Below are 21,328 nucleotides of genomic sequence, written 5' to 3'. Positions count from 1 at the left end.
CAGAAGAAATCGGCCTGGGCCCAGCAGCTGACCGAGATGACCCACGAGGACGACGATCCCGGCACCACCTGGAACGAGCGTGCGCGTGCGGACAAGCCCGACTGGATGAGCCCCCGCATGGCGTGGCGCGCAATCCAGCAGGCGCTGCCGAAAGAGGCGATCATCTCGTCCGACATCGGCAACAACTGCGCCATCGGCAACGCCTATCCGTCCTTCGAGGAAGGCCGCAAGTATCTGGCCCCGGGCCTGTTTGGCCCCTGTGGCTATGGTCTGCCGGCTGTTGTTGGCGCCAAGATCGGTTGCCCGGACGTGCCGGTTGTGGGCTTCTCGGGCGACGGTGCCTTCGGCATCGCGGTGACCGAGCTGACCGCCATCGGCCGCGAGGAATGGCCCGCCGTGACCCAAGTGGTCTTCCGCAACTACCAGTGGGGTGCGGAAAAGCGGAACTCGACCCTGTGGTTCGACGATAACTTCGTGGGCACCGAGCTGGACCAGCAGGTCAGCTATGCCGGCATCGCCAACGCTTGTGGTCTGAAAGGCGTCGTCGCCCGCACCATGGACGAACTGACCGCCGCGATGAGCCAGGCTGTGGAAGACCAGAAGAACGGCATCACCACCCTGATCGAAGCGATGATCAACCAGGAACTGGGCGAACCCTTCCGCCGCGACGCGATGAAAAAACCCGTCAAAGTCGCTGGCATCAACAAAGACGACATGAAACCGCAACAGGTTTGATGATCTCTCCCTTGCCGGGGCAGGCCTACGCCCCGGCAGTCCCTGCGCCCTCTCTTCGACCACCCTTGAAGAAGAGGGGGCGCACTTTTCTTTTTGAAGGATGAAAGTGATGATGCAGGACAGCACAGCCCCCGCATTTGCACCCCGTATGATGGCGTTTCTGCAGGACAACTGGCGCGGATTTCTGGTGTCAGTCGTCGTGGCTGCGGCGGCGCAATTTTTGTCGGAGCATTACGGCGCGCCCGCGATGCTGATGGCGCTGCTTCTGGGCATTGCTTTTCATTTCTTGGCAGAAGACAGCGGCGGCGTCTGTAAAGCCGGGATCGAGTTCACCGCCCGTACCGTGCTGCGCTTTGGTGTAGCGCTTCTGGGCGCACGCATCAGTGTCGAGCTGATGGTGGGCCTTGGGCCAAAGCTGATCGCGGTTGTTGTGCTGGGTGTGATCCTGACCATCCTGTTTGGCCTTCTGATGGCACGTGTCCTAGGGCGCGGCTGGCGCTTTGGTCTTTTGACCGGCGGATCGGTTGCAATCTGCGGTGCCTCGGCGGCTATGGCCATCGCTGCAGTCCTGCCGAAGAACGAACATTCCGAGCGCAACCTGATCTTCACCGTGCTGTCGGTCACCGTCCTGTCGACCATTGCGATGATCGCCTATCCGATCCTGACCGAGGCCTTCGATTTCAACGACGAAGTCTCGGGCGTGTTCCTTGGCGGCACGATCCATGACGTGGCGCAGGTGGTTGGCGCGGGCTTCTCGGTCTCGGATCAGGCGGGCGAAGTGGCCACGATGGTCAAGCTGATCCGCGTGGCAATGCTGGCCCCAGTGGTCCTGATCATCTCGATCATGGTGCGCCGCTTTGCTGAGGACAATGCAGCAGAGGGCAAACGCCCGCCAATCCTGCCGACATTCGTCGTCGGCTTCCTGATCTTCGCCACCCTGAACTCGCTTGGCCTGATCCCGGCTGCTTTGGTCGATGCCATGTCGTCGCTCAGCCGTTGGGCGCTGCTGGTGTCGATTGCCGCGGTGGGCATGAAAACCTCGCTCAAGCGCATTCTAGAAGTAGGCGGGCAGGCCATTGCGATGATCGTGGTCGAGACAATTTTCATTGCGCTCTTTGTCCTCGCTGGCGTCCTGATGTTGGGCCACTAAGCAAATCCGTCGAGAAGGATCAGACGATGAAACCGCTTGAAATGCTTTTGAAAAACGCGGCACGCTCGCAAAAGAAGATCGTGCTGAGCGAAGGCGCCGATCCGCGCGCGGTGGCAGCGGCCATTGAGGCACGCGCCCAAGGGATCGCCCGGATTGTGCTGGTGGGGCCTGAGGCCGATGTGCAGGCCGAACTTGCCCGCGCGGGTGCCGCGTCTGGTGACGGGATCGAGATCCAAGACCCGGCAACCTCGCCTTTGTTGGACGAGCTAGCAGAGCTGTTTCACAAGCTGCGCGCGCACAAGGGCGTCACGCCAGAGATGGCCCGCGACGCAGCGCGTTCGCCCCATGTCTTCGCCGCCCTTCTGGTCAAGTCGGGCCACGCCGATGGCACAGTCGGAGGCGCTGTCGCCACCACCGCCGAGATCGTGCGCACCGCCATTCAGGTGATCGGCCCCAAGCCCGGCTCCAAGCTGATTTCAAGTTTCTTTCTGATGCTGTTCTGCAAGGATCACCACGCCAAGAAGGGCGCGCATATCTTCACCGATAGCGGCCTTGTGGTGGATCCCTCGGCCGAGGAAATGGCCCAGATCGCGCAAGCTTCGGCCGAATCCTTCGTCGCCCTGACCGGTGACACGCCGCGGGTTGCGATGCTGTCGTTCTCAACGCGCGGGAGTGCCTCGCACGACAAGGTGTCGAAAGTGGTCACGGCGACCGAACTGGCACGGGCGGCCAACCCAGATCTGTTGATTGATGGCGAGCTTCAGTTCGATGCGGCGTTCGTTCCGGATGTGGCGGCCTCGAAGGCCAGCGGATCGCCGTTGGGTGGCGATGCCAACATCTTTGTCTTCCCCAATCTGGAAGCAGGTAACATCGCCTACAAGATTGCACAACGCGTGGGCGGTGCCGCGGCAATCGGCCCAATCCTTCAGGGTCTTGCACGCCCCGCCAACGACCTGTCACGCGGCTGTTCGGCGGAAGACATCTTGCACATGATCGCAGTAACCGCCGCACAGGCCGAGGCCGCAGACATCCCGAACACTGAAGCTTAAGGAGAAGACGCATGATCCCTCACGTTGTTGATCTCAGCACACCTACCGACACCAAAACCTCGCGCCGCCTTGCGAATATCCCGGATTGCGTGGTCGAGGGCGACCCGCATCAAGATATCTGGGTTCATTCGACGAGCCCGGATAGGAAGCTGACCGTTGGGGTCTGGACCTCGACCCCCGGAAAATGGCACGCCTTCGCAGGCAAGGACGAATACTGCTATATCGTGTCCGGGCGATGCGCTTTGATCCATGAAGACGGGACGCGGCAAGAGTTCACTGCGGGGGGCTCTTTCTTCATCCCCGATGGGTTCAAAGGATTCTGGGAAGTTCTGGAAACAACAACGAAGCATTTCGTGATCCGCGATACCAGTTCCCAGTGAACTTCCCGTCTTCAGTGTGCTGTCAGACGAATTCCAATCAGTCTCACCTAGGGCAACAGGACTGTCCCTTATGCCGCGCAGGTCCCTCGCCATTCGACAAGAGCAGCGGTGCGAGTATGCGTAAAATGTTCACGCCTAAATAGGCTGTGATCCTGATTGAAGTGGTTGAAGACGGAGTGTGTTGTCAGACTAATTCGAACCAGTCTCAGCTAGGCCAGTCTCGCTGTCCTTTATGCTGCACAAAGACCGCGCCACTCGGCAAGAGCGGCGGTTCGGTTGAGCTTGAAATGTTCGCGTTTCGAAAGACTGCGATCCTGATTGAAGTGATTGAAAACGGAAGAGTGGTTGGCGACGAATTTCTGTAGACTTCGCATCCTTCGAAATCGTGACATCGCGCGTTCTCGTCGTCGAAACGGAAGATTCGAGTTTTCAATCCGGTTGTTCAGGTAGCGGCCGGTTGCCTGCTTCTCGGCGTTTCCAATCTCCCGCATTGCAGCTCCGTAGGATCTGAGTTGATCTGTAACGATAAGTTCAGGTTGGCCATACCGTTTCATCGCTTTCTTCAAGAATTTATTGGCTGCACGCTTATTCCTTCGCTTCGTGACGTAGCTTTCCAGCACCTCCCCTTCATGATCAATCGCTCGCCAAAGGTAATGCCGTTCACCATTGATCTTCACGAACACCTCATCCAGGTGCCACTGCCAACGTGAAAAAGTACGGAGCTGCTGAACCCGTTTTCTCCGGATCTCAGATGCGAACAGCGGTCCAAATCTGTTCCACCAATACCTTACGGTTTCGTGGCTCACATCAATCCCACGTTCATGCAGCAGGTCCTCGACATTACGAAGCGAGAGTGGAAACCGAACGTAGGGCATTACCGCCAAACGAATGATCTCAGGGCTGGTTTTGAAATAGCGGAAAGGGGAAGGTTTGGACATGACAGCACGCTAAGTCAGCACCCTGCCCGTCTCAAGCTGGTTTCTTCTGACAGAGCCGCCAGCATCTCTCACGGGCGGCACACCGTCATGAGCTGCTGGTTGTTCCCGATGTCGTTGCCTCCGGTCGCGCGCAATCTGCCGCCGAAGCGTTTGTTGCCAAGCTACAGCCTGACGGGTTGAACGGCTGCCCACAGATTATCAAGACGGGCACAGTATCCCCAGATCATCTGCAAATGGAGCTCTGCGCGGAAGCGCTGTCCAAAGTGCTGGATATTCCACCTCAGGACATTCAGCCCTCCTTGCGTCAGATCATGGCGCCCTTCGCCTGCCGTCGGCGCGGGGTCGAGATGAAGATCATTGCCGGAGAGCGTGAACCCATTCCAGGCGCAACGCTCAGGCGTGCCCTGCACAATGCCCACATTTGGACAGATCAGCTTAAGACGGGTGAGACACTAAAACAGGTCGCAGCACGTGTCGGAAAGACGGAGAGCTATATTCGGCGGATCACACCTCTGGCCTTTCTCTCGCCCCGCATTCAAACCGCCATTATGGAAGGCACCCAGCCCGTCGAACTTACATTGGAATCTCTGGTCAGAACGTCCCTTCCTCTGGATTGGAGCGTGCAGGAAAAACTGCTCAGGTTTGCATAACAGCCCTTCCCTGATCGTCTCCGAACAATCCCTGTTACCTCAAAAGATTTCCCTGTTATTGCGATTAATTTCCCTGTTCCGCGAAGCAGGGAAATCTCTCTCCAAGCCCCTGATTTAATGCGGAAACATCAGCGTCAAATCAGCCAAATCCGGTCAAAAAAGTAAAAATTCCCTGTAAATTCCCTGTTAACAGGGAAATCACGGCAATCCGCACCGTCGAAATTGCGCGCCTGAGACGATTGGGAAAATGTGATGAAAACCGTGCGACGACTGCGTCTCAGGGAAACACTCAACGCCACAACGCACGGAAATCGCGCGATGAATTCGCAAGAAACGCGTGAAGGGATTTGAGACGGGAATGACTGGCTGGGGTGGTAGGATTCGAACCTACGGTACGCGGTACCAAAAACCGTTGCCTTACCACTTGGCTACACCCCAACCGTGCGGGTGTAACTAGCCAAAGCGGAAACGGGGTGCAACCCCAAAAGTTTGCTTCTTGCGGGAATTTTGACTGGTTCACTTGATGCATGAACGTTCAGCGTCTTTTCCTGCACTGTACGTCGTCTGAGCGTTAATTTTTTGAAACTGCAGTAACGTCAATCAGACGTCATGACAAGTTAGCGCACGGTCCTCACGGGCGGGCCTTCGCGAGAGAATCGAACGCCGCGAGTTCCTTAAGTAGCGCGGGTATCTGGTCGATAGGAATCATGTTCGGACCATCCGATGGTGCAGTGTCTGGATCCTGATGAGTCTCGAGAAAAACGCCAGCCACACCGACCGCGACAGCAGCCCGCGCCAGCACCGGTGCAAAATCCCGCTGCCCACCAGAGGACGCGCCCTGCCCGCCCGGCATTTGGACGGCATGGGTGGCATCCATGATTACAGGATGGCCCAGCCCAGCCATCTGCGGAAGCCCTCGCATATCGGTGACCAGCGTGTTGTAGCCGAAACTCGTGCCTCTTTCGGTCAGCAGGATTTGTGCATTTCCGGCCGTTTCCAGCTTACCCGCCACATGCGCCATATCCCACGGGGCAAGGAACTGACCTTTCTTTACATTCACAGGCCTGCCAGTGCGCGCGGCGGCCACCAGAAGATCGGTCTGCCGGCACAGGAAGGCCGGGATCTGCAGCGCGTCCGCGACCTCGGCCACTGGGGCGCATTGATCTGGCGAATGAACATCCGTGATGACCGGCACGCCAATGGCGGATTTGACCGCCGACAGCATCTCAAGTCCGGCTTCAAGCCCCGGGCCGCGCGCACCCTGCGCGGAGGTTCGGTTGGCCTTGTCAAACGAGGCTTTGAAGACGAGCCCCACGCCCGCATCCTCGCAGGCCTGTTTGAGCCGCTCGGCCAAAAACAGGGCGTGATCGCGTGTCTCAAGCTGGCAGGGCCCTGCAATCACCGACAAGGGCAGATGGTTGCCAAAGCGCACCGGGCCGATCAACACGTCAGACATATCAGGACGAGATCTGTTCACGCAGGATCGACGCGGTCAGCGACAGCATCAGGTAGATGCCGGAAAAAATCAGGAACGCCAGAAGCGTGTTTTCGAACGCTTTGGGATAGGTCGGCTGGTCCGGCGCCACGGGACTAACGTTGGTCGACAGATAGCGGGTCTGCTTGTTGGCTTCGATACGGGCGACTTCCAATTGCTGCAACGCCTGTTGCATCAAAAGCGTCCGCGTTTCCAGATTGGTTTGCGCGATCCGCAGCTGCCCACTGATGGACGCCAGAGACCCGTTTTCGCCCCCAGTATCCGTCAGCTTCCCACGCAGCTCGGCAATCAAGGTTTCAAGCCGCGCAATATCACCTCGCACACCATCCACACGGGCTTTGTTGGGATTGGCATTGTCCAGAAGTTGGTCCAACCGCAACCGTTTGTCCTGCAATTGCAGTTCAAAGGTGTTGACCTGCGCCATCAAGGAAGACGCATCCGAGGTCGCATCAAATACGCCCATATCTTCCTGCAATCTCAACACGCGGTCCTGCGCGGCCAGCATCTCGGCCTCGGCGTCTTCATAGCTGTCTTGCGCGCCTTGCATCTGATCCTCGCGCTTGCGCTGGGTCAGGTTGTCGACACGCTCTTCCGCATAGGCGATCAGCGATTTCGAATACCGCTCGCTGACCTCGGGCGAGGCAGCGACCACCTCCATCTTGATGATACCTTCTGTCGGGTCGAAACCTATCTTCACCCGTTTGCGATAGACCTTATAGGCGGTTTCATTGCTGGCATCAGGATCAAGCCGTTGCACAACATCAATCGACGGATCGCTGAAATGCTCTTTGAATCCGACATCCCGATCTAGCCGCAACATCGCCTCGCGCGAGGTCAGATAGCCCTGCACACCGATGCTGTCCTGACTGGACGCAAGGCCTGTCCCGGCAAACAAACCGGCAGCCCCGCCGCCGCCCGCCCCATCGGCCTGCTGGATCACAAACTCGGACTTTGTGGCGTACATCGGGGTGGCCACGTTGTAATAGTAATACCCGGCCACGATCGACGGCAGCACCACGAAAAATGCCAGACGCAGCAACAGCATCCGCAAATTGCGGCGGCGCCGGCGTGCGATGTCCAGCTGGATGTCCATAACCGAACGCGCGCGCGCGGCGGCGTCAAATACGCCCGGCCCAGGTGCATTCGTCGGCGCAGCCGGCTGCGGCAGATTGGCCGCATTTCGGTCGCCCTCGCCCTCGACCAGCTCCAACATATTGGCGCGCTTAAACGGATCGATCCCGGCCTGCCGCAGCCGATAGACGGCCTCGTGGTCGTCGTCGGTCTGGATGCCGTGTTTTTGCGCAACGCGCCGGGCCATCCGCAGCTGGCGCGCAGTCAGACCTTCCTGACGCACCTTTTCGATCTCTGCGGCCTCATCGGCCCCTTCTGGATTGGCGCCACGTTGCACGCGAACCCTTGGCGTCGCCCCAGCAGGTGGCAACCCATCCTCTTGTGGACCGGCAGCCATTTCCTCAAGCGGGTTCATGGCACGATCCGGAGCATTGGCAGCGTCATGATCCGTGTCCTGCCCAGACTGAACCGACCCAGCATCACCCCCTTCAGTGTGCGAAGCAGGTCCGGTATCCCGACGGATGCGATAACGATTAGCCTTGGGTTTGGTAGTCATAGAGCTGCTTCGCTTCTTCCAAAGTCTCGAACTGGTAAAATTGGCCATCTTTCAGAACAGCCGCAGAATTGCACAGTTTCTCCAATGTTCCCGCCTGATGGGACACCACGATCACCGTGGCGTCTTTCAGCCGTTCCTGCAACACTGTCCCCGCGCGACGGTTAAATTCGGCATCTGTTGTGCCCGGCATGCCTTCGTCAATCAGGTAGATGTCGAACTCCATCGCCAACAAAAGCGAGAAGGTGAACCGCGCGCGCATCCCCGAGCTATAGGTCGCGATCGGGAAGTCATAGTATTCCTCAAGATTGCACAGCCAGCGGGTGAAGGCTTCAAGATAGTCAGGATCCAGCCCGTAAAGGCGCGCAATATGCCGGGCATTGTCTCGGGCAGACAGTTTTCCGACCACGCCCCCCATATACCCCAAGGGGAACGAGACCCGGCACCCGCGCACGATCTCTCCCTCATCCGGCTTTTCCAGTCCGGCCATCATGTTGATTAGCGTGGTCTTGCCTGTGCCGTTCGGGGCCAGAATGCCCAGCGAGTTGCCCAGCTCAACCCGAAACGACGCCTGGTCCAAAATGACCTTGCGTTGTTTTCCGGTCCAAAAGGACTTGCTGACATTCCTGAATTCGAGCATTCGCGCCCCGATACCTGAAGTGGTCCTACTACTCTTAGGCCGACTTTCTTAATGAAGAACTATAGGCCGTCATTTCGGCGAAACTATGTCTGTTTTTACAAGAAATCTAGCGTGTGACGGCGCGATATAAAGAAGAAAGCGCCAGAAGATCTGACGCTTTCCAAAAGTATCGAATGGCAGGCAGGCCTGCCAAAAGCCCGGGATCGGGATTAGCCGTGCTGTTTTTCGACCCGCAACAGCTTGCCCGAGATAAAGGACAAAGCCACCGCGCCAAAGCTGAACAGCGCACCCATTTTGGCGGCGTCCTGCACCGGTCCCGGCGCAAAGGCGACCGAGGCCACGAAGAGCGACACGGTAAAGCCGATCGCGGCGACAAAGCCGATCACGATCAGGTCGACCAGCCGCATGCCCGCAGGAAGGCCAAGTCGCATCGGCCCGACCGCGATCCATCCCATGATGAAGACCCCGATGGGCTTGCCGATGACCAGCCCAGCCAGCACCAGCCACGTGGCCTCGCCGATGGCGCCGAACTCGACACCCGCGTTTAGAAGGCCGAAGAAAAACAGCACGATGTCGACCGGAATAGCCAGCGAATGCTCCATCTGGTTCAGCGTGTCGTGCAGGTATTTCTCGGCCTCGGCAAAGATGCCGAAAGCGCGGTCAGCATGGGGTATCGCAGGAATCACCGGCAAAAGGCCCAGCGCCGGGTGGATGCCAGCCTGTGCAAAGCCATACCAGCTAAGGCAGCCCGCGATAGCGTACGGGATCCAGCCCAGTTTCTTGCGTACGAAGGTCGAATACTGGCGCAGCTGATCGCCCCGGTCGAGGTGGCGCGGCAGCCAGTTAAACAGCACGAATGCGATGACCGAGGCCGCGACAGACAAGAGCAGCCATTCTGGCGCCAGCTCGCCAGAGGGATAGAAGATCGCCAGAATGATTAGACCTGCCGCATCATCCGCGATGGCCAGAAGCAGCAGGAAGCGCACCGCCGGGTGGCCTGCGCCGAAGACCAGACGGCCTACCAGATAGCTGAACGCAATATCCGTTGCCGTCGGGATCGCCCACCCGCGCGACACGGCGTCAAACGTGCTGGAGCCAAGGAAATAGGCAATGCCCAGATAGACTGCGATCGGACCCAGCATACCGCCAGCGGTCGCCACCAGAGGCGTCGCGGCTTTCTTGCCACGCAGGCTGCCGTTTTTCAGAATGACGGCTTCCCAGACCTCTTTACCGGCGATGGCAAAGAACAGGGCCATCAGCATGTCATTGATCAGGTAGTGGAAGGTCAGAACCTTCTCGACATCGCCGTACTCAAAGTACTGGGCGCCATGCCCATAGGCCTTTTCCCAATACCCGATGTCGATGCCGATCCAGCCGTTAAACCACAGAGGATACTCGACAAAATGGTGATAGGAATGGGGGTCGATGTTTGCCCAAACCAAGGCAATCAACGCACCACTGATAAGAAGAATGGAATAGGTGGTGATAAAATTCCACACACGATACATGGCGTTCCCCGTTCAAACTTTTCTCGCAAACAGGCCGCACCCCAGCAATCACGCGGGGATGCGACCGCATCCTGTTACAATTGGAAATAATTCATTTGCGGTCAAACAACAACAGGGGGCCAGCAATTCTCCGCTTGTCAGCCACCCTAGTCGTTCACGTTCACGCGATGGCACTCCAACCGATACCTGCGAGCACAGCCCCCACGACGGCGATACCCAGATAGGCGGCGAAGACGCGCGGCTTGACCAAGGCCCAGACTGCGATGGCTGCCGGGATACAGCTGACACCACCTGCGATGACAAAGGACATGGCCGCACCGTTGGACATGCCTTGCTCAAGCAGGGCAGCCACCATTGGCACAGCGGCATAGCCGTTCAGATAGGCAGGCGCGCCCACGATGGCCCCTAGCAAGATCGGCCCGATACCGGTTCCGCCCAGTACCTGCGCCACAAGATCGGCAGGAATATAGCGCAGCATCAGCGCCTCGATCATATAGGCCAGAAGCAGCCACTTCCCGAGGAACAGAGCGTTCTCGACGGCGGCGGTCTTGAACGTGTCGCGGCGATTTGCCTCGGTCCAGAACTTCCAGTTCACGTCGCCCGAATACACGTCTGCGCCGGTTCCGCAGGACGAGCTGCAGCAAGACTTGACAGGCGCGTTCTTCAGCGGATCAGCAAACACGGCAGAGGTTGCGAAGGTTTTCACGATGAAACCACCCAGAAGCCCGATGCCCACAGCCGACACCAGCTTGGCCGTGGCAAACCCCGTACCCAACGTGCCTGCCGTGATGGCGAACATCGCCGGGTCCATCAGGGGCGAGGACAGCCAGAAGGCCATGACCGCCGACAGCGGAGCACCGACGGCCAGAAGGGCCGCGATAAACGGGATCACCTCGCATGAACAGAAGGGCGACAGGCCGCCCGCAAAGGCCGCCAACACGATCATGCGCGTCTCACGCCCCTCAAAGGCGCGAGCCAGCAGATTTTCGGCCCCAGTGGACTTCAGAAACGCCACCGCGAGGATCGCAAAGAGGATAAACGGTGCCGTGTGACCAAGTGCCGTCAGCGCGAAACGCAGCATCGGCATGACTTCGGCCGGGTCCACAAGCGCAACGATCAGCGGAACCAGCAGGACAAATACCCACGCCCAGTCCGGTTTGAACCGCCGCGGCGGTTGGGTTTGCGTCGTCTCAGCCATGATTGTGGCCCTCTCCTTCAGCGCAATCTGCGCAGCATTCTGACAAAAGGTAATCCGACAGGGCGCGCATCACGTCATATTCCGCAGCCGCACAGATGATCGAGCGGCCTTGTTTTTCCTGTGTGACCAAGCCTGCAGCGGCAAGGATTTTCATGTGATGGGTCAGGGTCGACCCCGTGATTCCGCAGCGTTCGCCCAGCGCGCCGATGGTCAGCCCTTCCGGGCCGGCCCGCACCAAGGTGCGCAAAACGCTTAGACGATGTTCCGACCCAAGGGCTGCGAACTGCGAGGCAAAGACATCCACGTCTTTGGGGGATGGGGATTCCTGTTTCATATTTCTAGAAATATCGAAATAAATGCGTGACGCAAGATTTATTTCGACAAAACTAGAAATATTGAAATCTCCGCAAACCCTTTCTAGGCTGCGCCCATGACCGACCTGAAAACCCAGATCACGTCCTGCACCCTCTGCGCAACCCGTTTCGCCCAGACAGAAACCGCTCACACGCCGCGCCCCGTGGTGTGGTTCGAACCCGGTGCGCGGATCAGGGTCATTGGGCAGGCGCCGGGGATGCGCGTGCATAAGTCAGGCATTCCCTTCGACGATCCCTCGGGCGATCGGTTGCGGCAGTGGATGGGTGTGGATCGAGACGTCTTCTATGACCGCGCGCGTATCGCCATCACGCCGATGGCCTTTTGCTTTCCCGGCTATGACGCCAAAGGATCCGACCTTCCGCCCCCGCCGCTTTGCGCCAAGACATGGGCCGACCATGTGGATCAGGCGTTGGGCGACATCCCCCTCACCCTGCTTGTCGGGGGCTACGCGCAGGTCCGCCATCTGGGGCGCGGCAAGGGGGTCACCGCCACCGTGGCCAACTGGCGCGCCCATGCGCCGCGGCTCTTCCCCTTGCCACATCCGTCTTGGCGCAATACGGGTTGGCTGAATAAAAACCCGTGGTTCGAGGCCGAGCTTCTGCCCGAACTACAAAAGCAGGTCGCCATCGCGCTGACCGCATAGCCGGAGATTGCAATGAGCGAACCCACGCAACTGGACCACGCCCACGCCGCCATGCAGGCAGACCTGAACGATGACGCTGCACGGTTGCGGTTCTATGAACGGCTCGCAGATCGCGAGCTGTTCCTGCTTTTGTCCAGCGAACCGCAAGGTGAGGATATCGAACCCGAACTGTTTGAACTCGAGACCGAGAAATACGTGTTGGTGTTCGACCGCGAGGATCGTCTGGCCGAATTCGTCGGCGCCCCCGCCCCCTACGCCGCCCTTCCGGGCCGTATCATCGCGGGGATGCTGTCTGGTCAGGGCATCGGGCTTGGCGTCAATCTGGGCGTCGCGCCCTCGTCCATCCTGATCCCGGCCGAGGCGATGGACTGGCTGGCCCAGACGCTGTCCAGCGCGCCTGACGAGGTCGAGGCACAGATCACCGAGGTGCTGCCCCCGTCCGCCCCCGAAGTCTTGCTGAACGCTTTGGCAGAAAAACTGGGCTCTGCCGGTGGCTTGGCGCAATATGCCTGTTTGGCCGCCGTCGGCCACGCAGATGGGCGCCGAGGACATCTTCTGGCCTTCATCAACCCGGCCGAGGGCGCGGAACGCGCGCTGGCGGGTGCGGCGAATGAAGCGCTCACCTTCTCGGGCATTGATGTTGGAGAGTTGGACGTGGGCTTTTTCGCCGAAACGGATGAGATCGCACAGAAACTGACCACCATCGGCCTGCGCTTTGACCTGCCCGCGCCTGAGGCCCGCGAACGGCTTGCCCCGGTTGCCCCCGGCTCGAACCCCGAGAAGCCGCCGATCCTGAAGTAATCAGAAGGCGTGTGTGGCTTCACAAAAGAAAAGGGCGCAGAAAACCCGCGCCCTTCCCCACCAGGAACGCCCCCGGCAAAGCCGTATTCCTAGGTTGGTATCTCGACCAGTACGGGTGAAAAGTGGCAATCTCATGTCACAATTCCATGACATTGTTACTAAAATTAGAAAATCCAAGCGCGGCGTGAACAATACACCCCGCGCCCGACTATTGATTACTTCTTAGCTTCCAATGCGTCCAAACGGGCCTTCAGCGCCTCGTTTTCTTCGCGGGCTTTCTGCGCCATCGCGCGCACTGCGTCGAATTCTTCGCGGGTCACGAAATCACGATCTGCCAGCCAGCGATCCATCCAGCTTTTCATCGCGGTTTCAGCTTCATCCTTCGCGCCCTGTGCCACGCCCATGGCGTTGGTCATCAGCTGGGAAATATCGTCAAAAACCTTGTTGCGCGTCTGCATCTGCTTCTCCTCGCTTGAGTTGCCCCCTATATGGGGGTTTGCGCAGGCAGAGACAAGGTTGACTTGCCCCGAAGAAGAGGTTCAACAACGACCCATGTATATGGCCATCCCCTTTCCCAATATCGGGCCCGAGATCTTTTCGATTGATCTGGGCAGCTTCACCTTTGCTCTGCGCTGGTACGCGATGGGTTATCTTGTGGGGATCGCGATTGGCTGGTGGATCATCGCCCGCGCACTGGCCCGTCCGGCGCTATGGCGGGGAGAGCCCCCCATGACGAAGGCGCAGCTCGAAGATCTGGCCACATGGATCATCCTCGGCATTATCGCGGGTGGTCGTCTGGGCTTCGTCGCCTTCTATCAACCGGAATACTATCTGGCGAACCCGCTGGACATTCCCAAAATCTGGCAGGGCGGCATGTCCTTCCACGGAGGCTTTCTGGGCGTAATCGTCGCGGTCTGGCTGTTTAGCCGCCGCAACGGGTTGCTGACCGCCTCGATCGCCGACCTTTTGGCCATCGCGGCACCCATCGGTATCGGTCTTGTCCGCGTCGCAAACTTTATCAATGCCGAGCTCTGGGGCCGTCCAACCACCTCCCCGTGGGGCGTGATCTTTCCCGGAGAATACGCCCAAAACTGCCCCGGTTGGGACACAGCCCTTGGCGCCTGTGCCCGCCACCCCAGCCAGCTGTATGAAGCCGCGCTGGAAGGCGCTGTTCTGGCCATCGCCCTTCTCTATCTGGCCTATCGTCGCGGCTGGCTGAAAACGACGGGCCGCCTGACCGGCCTTTTCTTCTTGGGCTACGGCCTGTCGCGCTTCGTGGTCGAGTTCTTCCGTCAGGCAGATGCGCAGTTCATTACACCGGACAACCCGTGGGGCCATGTGATCCGTCTGGGCGACCTGGGCATCACCATGGGCCAGACCCTGACGCTGCCGATGATCGCGATTGGTATCGCCACGCTGATGTGGGCCAGCCGGCGGGCGCCCGAATGAACGCTCTCGAAAAGCAACTTATCGGTCGCATTTCAAAAGCAGGCCCGATTTCGATCGCGGACTATATGGCCGAATGCCTGCTGCATCCTGAGCACGGATATTACGCCACCCGCGATCCGTTCGGCAAAAAGGGCGACTTCACCACCGCGCCCGAGATTAGCCAGATGTTCGGCGAAATGCTGGGCCTTGCGCTGGCGCAAGCGTGGCTTGACCAAGGCGCCCCGTCGCCCTTTACACTGGCCGAGCTTGGGCCGGGACGCGGCACCTTGATGGCCGACATTCTGCGCGCCACCAAAGGCGTGCCGGGATTCCATGCCGCCGCACAGGTGCATCTGGTCGAGGCCTCGCCCGTGCTCCGCGCCCATCAGGTTAAGCGACTGTCGCCTACTCAAGTGACCCATCACGATAGCATCGGCAGCCTGCCCGACGCGCCCTTGTTTCTTGTGGCGAACGAGTTCTTCGACGCCCTCCCCATCCGCCAATACCAACGCGATGGCGACGGCTGGCGCGAAGTTCAGGTGGGGCTTGAGGGCGACAATCTCGCACTGGGCCTGACCGCGCCCCTGCCCGTTCCGGCTCTGGATCACCGGCTGGCTGACACTCAGAACGGCGACGTGGTCGAAATCTGCGCCCCGGCCCAAGGTGTCATGTCCAAGCTGGCGGGTTTCATCGACGCCCATGGCGGCGCGGCGTTGATTATCGACTATGGCGACTGGCGCTCTGTTGGCGATACGTTTCAGGCGCTGAAAGACCACACGCCGGTGTCGGTGCTGGACACACCCGGCGAAGCCGACCTGACCGCGCATGTAGATTTCGAGGCCTTGGCCCGCGCAGCAAGCCCCCTGACAGCGCACCAAATGACCCCGCAAGGCGTGTTTCTGGAACGCCTCGGCATCACCGCCCGCGCGCAAGCCTTGGCCGGACAGCTCAGCGGCGACGCGCTGGAGAGCCACATCGCGGCACACCGGCGCTTGACGCACCCGGACGAAATGGGGACGCTCTTCAAAGTGCTGGGACTGACTCGCGCCGACGCGGCTGATCTGCCCGGCCTGCACCGCAACTGAACACAGGCCCACCCGGATGGCACTTGAGATCCTAACCTCTGACGCCCTTGGCCAAACACGGCACGGGTTCTTCACCCGCAAGGGCGGCGCGTCCTCGGGCGTCTATGCCGGGCTGAACTGCGGCAGCGGCAGCAAAGATCAAGCCGAGCTGGTTCAGATCAACAAAGACCGCGTGGCGCAGGCGCTGGACGTGGCGCCCAGCCATCTGTGCGGCGTTTATCAGGTGCATTCGCCGGATGTAGTCGTGGCAGAAGGCCCGATCACCGGTGACAAACCCCACGCAGACGCGGTTGTGACCGCCACACCGGGGCTGGCCCTGTCGATCCTGACCGCAGATTGCCAACCGGTCCTATTCGCAGACCCCGACGCAGGCGTAATTGGTGCCGCGCACGCAGGTTGGAAAGGCGCGCTTGGGGGCGTGCTGGAAGCTACGCTCGACGCAATGGAAACGCTTGGTGCCTCTCGCGCCAACATCACCGCCGTCATCGGCCCGACGATTAGCCTTGAGGCCTATGAGGTCGGCCCCGAATTCCGCGAGGCCTTTACCGCTGAAGACACAAGCTATGACCGCTTCTTCACCGACGGAGACGGCGACCGCGCCATGTTCGATCTGCCTGCTTTCGGCCTGCATCGTCTGACCGCGGCGGGGGTGAAACACGCGGAATGGACCGGCCACTGCACCTATTCCGATCCCGAGCGGTTCTATTCCTATCGCCGCACCTGCCACCGGAACGAACCCGACTATGGCCGGCTGATCTCGGCGATCCGGCTGTAAGGTTCAAAATTCTTCGAAGAATTTTGCCCGGAATTTTGCAAAATTCCGGTGCGATGCTTACGGCGTGTCTTCCATCCGTGCTTCCAGCACATCAAACGGCACGCCCGGCTCGTCCTTGGCGCCACGAATGACCAGCGATGTTTTCACCGAGGCCACGTTCTCGGCGGCGGTCAGTTGTTCGGTCAGGAAGCTCTGGAAGGTCGACAGGTCGGGCGCGACACATTTCAGGATGAAGTCCACCTCGCCGTTCAGCATGTGGCATTCACGAACCAGAGGCCAGTGGCGGCACTGTTCCTCGAACGCGGACAGGTCAACCTCGGCCTGACTGACCAAGCCAACCATCGCGAAAACCTGCACCTCGAAGCCCAGCGCGCGGGCATCCACATCCGCGTGATAGCCCCGGATCAACCCATGTTCTTCCAGCGTGCGCACACGCCGCAGACATGGCGGTGCGGAAATCCCGACACGTTTGGCCAGTTCCACGTTGGTCATGCGACCGTCGGCCTGAAGTTCGGCCAGAATCATACGGTCGATAGGGTCAAGTTTGCTTGCGGACATTGAATTGCCTTCTGATGAGCATCCGGTGGCACGCCAAATGGCGGCATTCGTTCGGAAATTGCGCAGAGATTATATCCAGACGTTGCATTGCGCAACAATCTTTCGCACCCGCGCAACATCATTTCTTGATGATTTCGCCATCGACATCCTCACAGGGTCGCGACGGGCCTTGGCTCGGGCCTTTCAATACAGGTCCGGCTCGCTTATATGCGTCACGAACCAAGAATGCTCAAGGAAGTTCCAATGTCCGAGACCCGCCATACTAAAGTTCTGATCATCGGCTCCGGCCCTGCTGGCTACACCGCTGGCGTCTACGCCTCGCGCGCCATGTTGGAGCCGATCCTTGTGCAAGGCATGGAGCCAGGTGGCCAGCTGACCACCACGACCGAGGTCGAGAACTACCCTTCCTTCATCGACATCCAAGGCCCCGAGCTGATGATGAAGATGGAAGAGCATGCCCGCGCCATGGGCACCGAGGTCGTTGGCGATCTGATCGTGGATCTGGACATCTCGAAACGCCCCTTCACCGCGAAAGGCGACAGCGGCACGGTCTACACTGCCGATGCTGTCATTCTGGCCACCGGCGCCCGCGCCAAGTGGCTGGGGCTGGAAAGCGAAGAGAAATTCAAGGGCTTCGGCGTCTCGGCCTGTGCAACCTGTGACGGGTTCTTCTATCGCGGCGAGGAAATCGTCGTTGTGGGCGGTGGCAACACTGCGGTTGAAGAAGCCCTGTTCCTGACCAAATTCGCCTCGAAGGTCACCCTGATCCACCGCCGCGATACGCTGCGTGCGGAAAAGATCCTGATCGACCGCCTGATGAAGAACGAAAAGATCGTGCCCCTGTGGGATCACCAACTGGACGAGGTCGTAGGCGACGAAAACCCGCTGGGCGTCACCGGCGTGCGCGCCAAACACGTCGAAACCGGCGAGATCACCGAGATCCCGGCGAAGGGTGTTTTCATCGCCATCGGCCACGCGCCCGCCAACGAGCTGGTGAAGGACACGCTGGAAACCCATATGGGCGGCTATGTTGTCACCAAACCGGATTCGACCGCAACGTCCGTGCCCGGCGTCTTCGCCGCGGGCGACTTGACAGACCACAAGTACCGCCAGGCCGTGACGTCGGCCGGCATGGGCTGCATGGCCGCGCTGGAAGCCGAGCACTTCCTGTCTGAGAACGAATAAGGCCAAGAGCCTTCACGAAACACACCCAAAGGCGGCCTCTCGGTCGCCTTTTTCGTGCCTGCCAGAACGCAAACGTCCCGCTACGCCCTCCAAATTCAAAACACTGTTCCCCAATCCACACAGTCTTAGCGACATTCCCCGTAAATTAGAATCCTGCCGAAATACTCCTTTGCTGGGCAGTTGTTTCATGCGATGCGTTCACGCGTGAACACACTTTGAGTCGCAAGACATGTCGTCAACCGAAGCCAAACCCAACCCCGAGGAAGAAGACCAGCTCTTCCGCCTTCTGCGCCAACTCGATACGGCGCCAGAGGCATCGCAGCGCGCGATTGCGTCTGCCATTGGGGTATCTCTGGGACGGCTGAACGCGCTTCTGCGCGCGGCGGTCGATGCCGGGCTGATCACGATCAGCGAGCGCGACGGCCCCGACAAGCGCCAGCGGTTTGCCTATACGCTGACCGCACGCGGCGCGTCCGAGAAGGTACGGCTCACAGACATTTTTTTGGACCGCAAGCTTGCAGAATATGACGCATTGCACGCGGAACTCACCGGTACAACCAGCGGCCTGGTTCCGCTTAAACACAGGACCAATCTTATGGAAAACAACCTTGCTCCGATCCCCGAGCTCTATGTCAGCCACGAAAGCGCGCTGAAACTGAAAGTCGAAGCTGCGGATCTGACCAGCCACGACCTGACCCCGCGCCAGATCTGTGACCTTGAGCTTCTGATGAACGGCGGCTTCAACCCGCTGAAAGGCTTCCTGACCGAGGAAGACTATAACGGCGTTGTGGAAAACATGCGTCTGGCCGACGGCCAGCTGTGGCCGATGCCGATCACGCTGGACGTGTCGGAAGACTTTGCTGCCTCGATCGAGCTGGGTCAGGACATCGCCCTGCGCGATCAGGAAGGCGTCATTCTGGCCACTATGACCGTCACCGACCGCTGGGAACCGAACAAATCCAACGAGGCCGAGAAGGTCTTTGGCGCCGATGACGACGCCCACCCGGCGGTGAACTATCTGCACAACCAGGCAGGCAAGATCTATCTGGGCGGCCCAGTTGTCGGCATCCAGCAGCCCGTCCACTATGATTTCCGCGCGCGTCGCGACACCCCGAACGAGCTGCGCGCCTATTTCCGCAAGCTGGGCTGGCGCAAGATCGTGGCCTTCCAGACCCGCAACCCGTTGCACCGCGCGCACCAGGAACTGACCTTCCGCGCCGCGAAAGAGGCGCAGGCCAACCTGCTGATCCACCCGGTTGTTGGCATGACCAAACCCGGTGACGTCGACCACTTCACCCGCGTGCGCTGCTACGAAGCTGTTCTGGACAAATACCCGGCATCGACCACCAGCATGTCGCTTCTGAACCTGGCCATGCGCATGGCTGGCCCGCGTGAAGCTGTGTGGCATGGTCTGATCCGCAAGAACCACGGCTGCACCCACTTCATCGTTGGCCGCGATCACGCTGGCCCCGGCAAGAACTCGGCTGGTGAAGACTTCTATGGCCCCTATGACGCACAGGACCTGTTCCGCGAGCATCAGGCCGAGATCGGCATCGAAATGGTCGACTTCAAACACATGGTCTATGTGCAGGAACGCGCCCAGTACGAACCGAATGACGAGATCAAGGACCGTGACAACGTCACCATCCTGAACATCTCGGGCACCGAACTGCGCCGCCGCCTGCAAGAGGGTCTGGAAATCCCCGAGTGGTTCTCGTTCCCCGAAGTGGTCAAGGAACTGCGCCGCACCAAGCCGCCGCGTTCGAAACAGGGCTTCACCGTGTTCTTCACCGGCTTCTCGGGTTCGGGCAAATCGACCATCGCCAACGCGCTTATGGTGAAGCTGATGGAACAGGGTGGCCGCCCCGTGACGCTTTTGGATGGTGACATCGTGCGGAAAAACCTGTCGAGCGAGCTTGGCTTCTCGAAAGAGCACCGTGACCTGAACATCCGCCGCATCGGTTACGTGGCCTCGGAGATCACCAAGAACGGTGGTATCGCGATCTGCGCGCCCATCGCGCCCTACGCCACCACCCGCCGCGCCGTGCGCGAGGACATCGAACAGTTCGGTGCCTTTGTGGAAGTGCACGTCGCAACCTCGATCGAGGAATGCGAGCGCCGCGACCGCAAGGGCCTGTATAAACTGGCCCGTGAAGGCAAGATCAAAGAGTTCACCGGCATCTCGGACCCCTATGACGTGCCCGTAAACCCGGAACTGTCGGTTGAGACCGAGAATGTGGACGTCGACAACTGCGCCCACCAGGTTCTGCTGAAGCTGGAAAGCATGGGTCTGGTGAAAGCCTGATACGACCTGCTCTAACGAAAAGCCCGGCAAGCACGCCGGGCTTTTTTTGTTTGGGGCATGGGATGCTGGGTTCACAATCCTAACATCGCCTCAGCCTCGCCTAAAGGTAGACTCGAATTGCGCCCTGATGCTAGCTGTTGGCACAAAGCAATTTGAGAGAACTCATTCATGGCTCCAGCAAAGAAACCGTCGGTCTGGTTTAGTAAGGTTTTTGTCGATTCTACGCTTCTAAAGGGTTTTGGTTCGGACGTGCATGAGCACGACAGAGTGCGCGCCGTCGACGCAATGCGAAGAAACGTGCTGGGTGAAGATTTGCCTTCGGAGCGCTTCGCCAAGGAGTTTTGGTACGAATACCCAGACAAAAAAATCCGCAAAGTGCCCGATTTTGCGATGATTGGCGGCTATTGGGTCGTCTCGAACGAGATGAAACAAGTGTTGGAGCAATTTGACCTGGGGAAGACCACATTTTACCCAACAAAGCTTTATGAGCATGACCGCAAAACCGAAGTTGCAGGCACACACTACTGCATCAACTTTGCAGAGGTTAAAGACAGCTTTCTTCCCGAGCATTCGCCGGAGGTCAAGAAACCGTATGACAGTGTTGACTACTACAACCTAGAAGCTTGGATGGAAGAGGGATTGGTCGCTGTGTCAGGCGACACGTTCGGCGGTGTTGATCTTTGGTTGGAAAAGAACCTTCGCCAGGCCCTGTTCTTCAGCGACCGCCTTGTGTCAGCCCTTAAGAAAGCCAAGCTCACGCGTCGTCTTAGCTTGCGCAAATGCACCGTCGTAGACGGCTAGTCTCC

22 protein-coding genes and 1 tRNA gene are annotated in these 21,328 nt (G+C 59.3%); 13 read left to right on the top strand and 10 right to left on the bottom strand.

The features are described from left to right. The 4 genes from Q0677_RS14725 to Q0677_RS14710 form a co-directional block, all read left to right on the top strand. Nucleotides 1-735: thiamine pyrophosphate-dependent enzyme (locus Q0677_RS14725; RefSeq protein WP_298911306.1), on the top strand; the 735-nt coding region annotated here is incomplete at its 5' end. A gap of 109 nt (nucleotides 736-844) precedes the next feature. Further along, nucleotides 845-1,885, top strand: coding sequence for a YeiH family protein (locus Q0677_RS14720; RefSeq protein ID WP_298911315.1), 1,041 nt, complete (start codon nucleotides 845-847; stop codon nucleotides 1,883-1,885). 26 nt (nucleotides 1,886-1,911) lie between these two features. Next, nucleotides 1,912-2,934, top strand: coding sequence for a phosphate acetyltransferase (gene pta / locus Q0677_RS14715; protein ID WP_298911304.1), 1,023 nt, complete (start codon nucleotides 1,912-1,914; stop codon nucleotides 2,932-2,934). A gap of 11 nt (nucleotides 2,935-2,945) precedes the next feature. Then, on the top strand, nucleotides 2,946-3,314 hold the full coding sequence (locus Q0677_RS14710) for a cupin domain-containing protein (protein ID WP_298911302.1): 369 nt from the start codon (nucleotides 2,946-2,948) through the stop codon (nucleotides 3,312-3,314). Between the two features lie 230 nt (nucleotides 3,315-3,544). Here the strand turns inward: Q0677_RS14710 and Q0677_RS14705 are convergent, their stop codons facing one another. Beyond that, nucleotides 3,545-4,252: an IS6 family transposase gene (locus Q0677_RS14705; RefSeq protein WP_298911300.1), complete on the bottom strand. Its 708-nt coding sequence runs from the start codon at nucleotides 4,250-4,252 to the stop codon at nucleotides 3,545-3,547. 263 nt (nucleotides 4,253-4,515) lie between these two features. Here Q0677_RS14705 and Q0677_RS14700 point away from each other — a divergent pair, with 263 nt between their 5' ends. Beyond that, the gene (locus tag Q0677_RS14700) at nucleotides 4,516-4,902 is read left to right on the top strand and encodes a hypothetical protein (protein WP_298911298.1); all 387 of its coding nucleotides are present in this window, start codon (nucleotides 4,516-4,518) and stop codon (nucleotides 4,900-4,902) included. A gap of 363 nt (nucleotides 4,903-5,265) precedes the next feature. Here the strand turns inward: Q0677_RS14700 and Q0677_RS14695 are convergent. The 7 genes from Q0677_RS14695 to Q0677_RS14665 form a co-directional block, all read right to left on the bottom strand. Beyond that, nucleotides 5,266-5,340, bottom strand: a tRNA-Gln gene (locus Q0677_RS14695). 193 nt (nucleotides 5,341-5,533) lie between these two features. Then, nucleotides 5,534-6,358, bottom strand: a complete 825-nt coding sequence (gene kdsA / locus Q0677_RS14690) for a 3-deoxy-8-phosphooctulonate synthase (protein WP_298911296.1) — start codon at nucleotides 6,356-6,358, stop codon at nucleotides 5,534-5,536. Nucleotide 6,359: 1 nt separating this feature from the next. Continuing rightward, nucleotides 6,360-8,024 (bottom strand): capsule biosynthesis protein, encoded by a 1,665-nt coding sequence (locus Q0677_RS14685; RefSeq protein WP_298911294.1) that lies wholly within the window; start codon nucleotides 8,022-8,024, stop codon nucleotides 6,360-6,362. Continuing rightward, entirely contained in the window at nucleotides 8,002-8,661 is a 660-nt protein-coding gene (locus Q0677_RS14680) for an ATP-binding cassette domain-containing protein (protein WP_298911293.1), read from the bottom strand. Before Q0677_RS14680 ends, Q0677_RS14685 begins: the two co-directional genes overlap by 23 nt. A gap of 209 nt (nucleotides 8,662-8,870) precedes the next feature. Next, nucleotides 8,871-10,169 (bottom strand): Na+/H+ antiporter NhaA, encoded by a 1,299-nt coding sequence (locus Q0677_RS14675; protein WP_298911291.1) that lies wholly within the window; start codon nucleotides 10,167-10,169, stop codon nucleotides 8,871-8,873. Between the two features lie 160 nt (nucleotides 10,170-10,329). Next, nucleotides 10,330-11,367 carry a permease gene (locus Q0677_RS14670; protein ID WP_298911289.1) on the bottom strand — a complete coding sequence of 346 codons (1,038 nt, stop codon included), beginning with the start codon at nucleotides 11,365-11,367 and terminating at the stop codon, nucleotides 10,330-10,332. Further along, complete coding sequence (locus Q0677_RS14665; RefSeq protein ID WP_298911287.1) at nucleotides 11,360-11,701, bottom strand: metalloregulator ArsR/SmtB family transcription factor; 342 nt, start codon at nucleotides 11,699-11,701, stop codon at nucleotides 11,360-11,362. Before Q0677_RS14665 ends, Q0677_RS14670 begins: the two co-directional genes overlap by 8 nt. Nucleotides 11,702-11,797: 96 nt before the next feature. Between Q0677_RS14665 and Q0677_RS14660 the strand changes: the two genes are divergently transcribed. Continuing rightward, a complete protein-coding gene (locus Q0677_RS14660) occupies nucleotides 11,798-12,385 on the top strand; it encodes a uracil-DNA glycosylase family protein (protein WP_298911285.1) in 588 nt (195 codons plus the stop codon). 12 nt (nucleotides 12,386-12,397) lie between these two features. Beyond that, nucleotides 12,398-13,186 carry an SseB family protein gene (locus tag Q0677_RS14655; RefSeq protein WP_298911283.1) on the top strand — a complete coding sequence of 263 codons (789 nt, stop codon included), beginning with the start codon at nucleotides 12,398-12,400 and terminating at the stop codon, nucleotides 13,184-13,186. A 215-nt stretch (nucleotides 13,187-13,401) separates the two neighbouring features. On the opposite strand, the gene Q0677_RS14650 is transcribed toward Q0677_RS14655, so the two are convergent. Continuing rightward, entirely contained in the window at nucleotides 13,402-13,644 is a 243-nt protein-coding gene (locus tag Q0677_RS14650) for an accessory factor UbiK family protein (RefSeq protein ID WP_133487168.1), read from the bottom strand. 94 nt (nucleotides 13,645-13,738) lie between these two features. On the opposite strand from Q0677_RS14650, the gene lgt reads away from it, so the two are divergent. Genes lgt through pgeF form a run of 3 tightly spaced genes read left to right on the top strand, consistent with a single transcriptional unit; the run spans nucleotide 13,739 to nucleotide 16,474 of the window. Next, nucleotides 13,739-14,635, top strand: coding sequence for a prolipoprotein diacylglyceryl transferase (gene lgt / locus Q0677_RS14645; protein ID WP_298911280.1), 897 nt, complete (start codon nucleotides 13,739-13,741; stop codon nucleotides 14,633-14,635). Then, nucleotides 14,632-15,699: an SAM-dependent methyltransferase gene (locus tag Q0677_RS14640; RefSeq protein ID WP_298911278.1), complete on the top strand. Its 1,068-nt coding sequence runs from the start codon at nucleotides 14,632-14,634 to the stop codon at nucleotides 15,697-15,699. Before lgt ends, Q0677_RS14640 begins: the two co-directional genes overlap by 4 nt. Before the next feature lie 16 nt (nucleotides 15,700-15,715). Then, entirely contained in the window at nucleotides 15,716-16,474 is a 759-nt protein-coding gene (gene pgeF, locus Q0677_RS14635; protein ID WP_298911277.1) for a peptidoglycan editing factor PgeF, read from the top strand. A gap of 57 nt (nucleotides 16,475-16,531) precedes the next feature. On the opposite strand, the gene Q0677_RS14630 is transcribed toward pgeF, so the two are convergent. Beyond that, nucleotides 16,532-17,032: an Lrp/AsnC family transcriptional regulator gene (locus Q0677_RS14630; RefSeq protein WP_133487176.1), complete on the bottom strand. Its 501-nt coding sequence runs from the start codon at nucleotides 17,030-17,032 to the stop codon at nucleotides 16,532-16,534. A 243-nt stretch (nucleotides 17,033-17,275) separates the two neighbouring features. Here Q0677_RS14630 and trxB point away from each other — a divergent pair, with 243 nt between their 5' ends. The 3 genes from trxB to Q0677_RS14615 all read left to right on the top strand — a co-directional run bounded on the left by trxB (nucleotide 17,276) and on the right by Q0677_RS14615 (nucleotide 21,323). Continuing rightward, on the top strand, nucleotides 17,276-18,217 hold the full coding sequence (gene trxB / locus Q0677_RS14625; protein WP_298911275.1) for a thioredoxin-disulfide reductase: 942 nt from the start codon (nucleotides 17,276-17,278) through the stop codon (nucleotides 18,215-18,217). Between the two features lie 229 nt (nucleotides 18,218-18,446). Beyond that, nucleotides 18,447-20,522 (top strand): bifunctional sulfate adenylyltransferase/adenylylsulfate kinase, encoded by a 2,076-nt coding sequence (locus Q0677_RS14620; RefSeq protein ID WP_298911273.1) that lies wholly within the window; start codon nucleotides 18,447-18,449, stop codon nucleotides 20,520-20,522. A gap of 168 nt (nucleotides 20,523-20,690) precedes the next feature. After that, nucleotides 20,691-21,323 (top strand): DUF1629 domain-containing protein, encoded by a 633-nt coding sequence (locus Q0677_RS14615; protein ID WP_298911271.1) that lies wholly within the window; start codon nucleotides 20,691-20,693, stop codon nucleotides 21,321-21,323. The last annotated feature ends 5 nt before the right edge of the window (nucleotides 21,324-21,328 follow it).

It is taken from the genome of uncultured Aliiroseovarius sp., from assembly GCF_947492455.1.
Taxonomy (GTDB): Bacteria; Pseudomonadota; Alphaproteobacteria; order Rhodobacterales; family Rhodobacteraceae; genus Aliiroseovarius.
The sequence above is the reverse complement of the archived record's forward strand: the minus strand, read 5'-3'. Positions and strand labels throughout refer to the sequence as shown.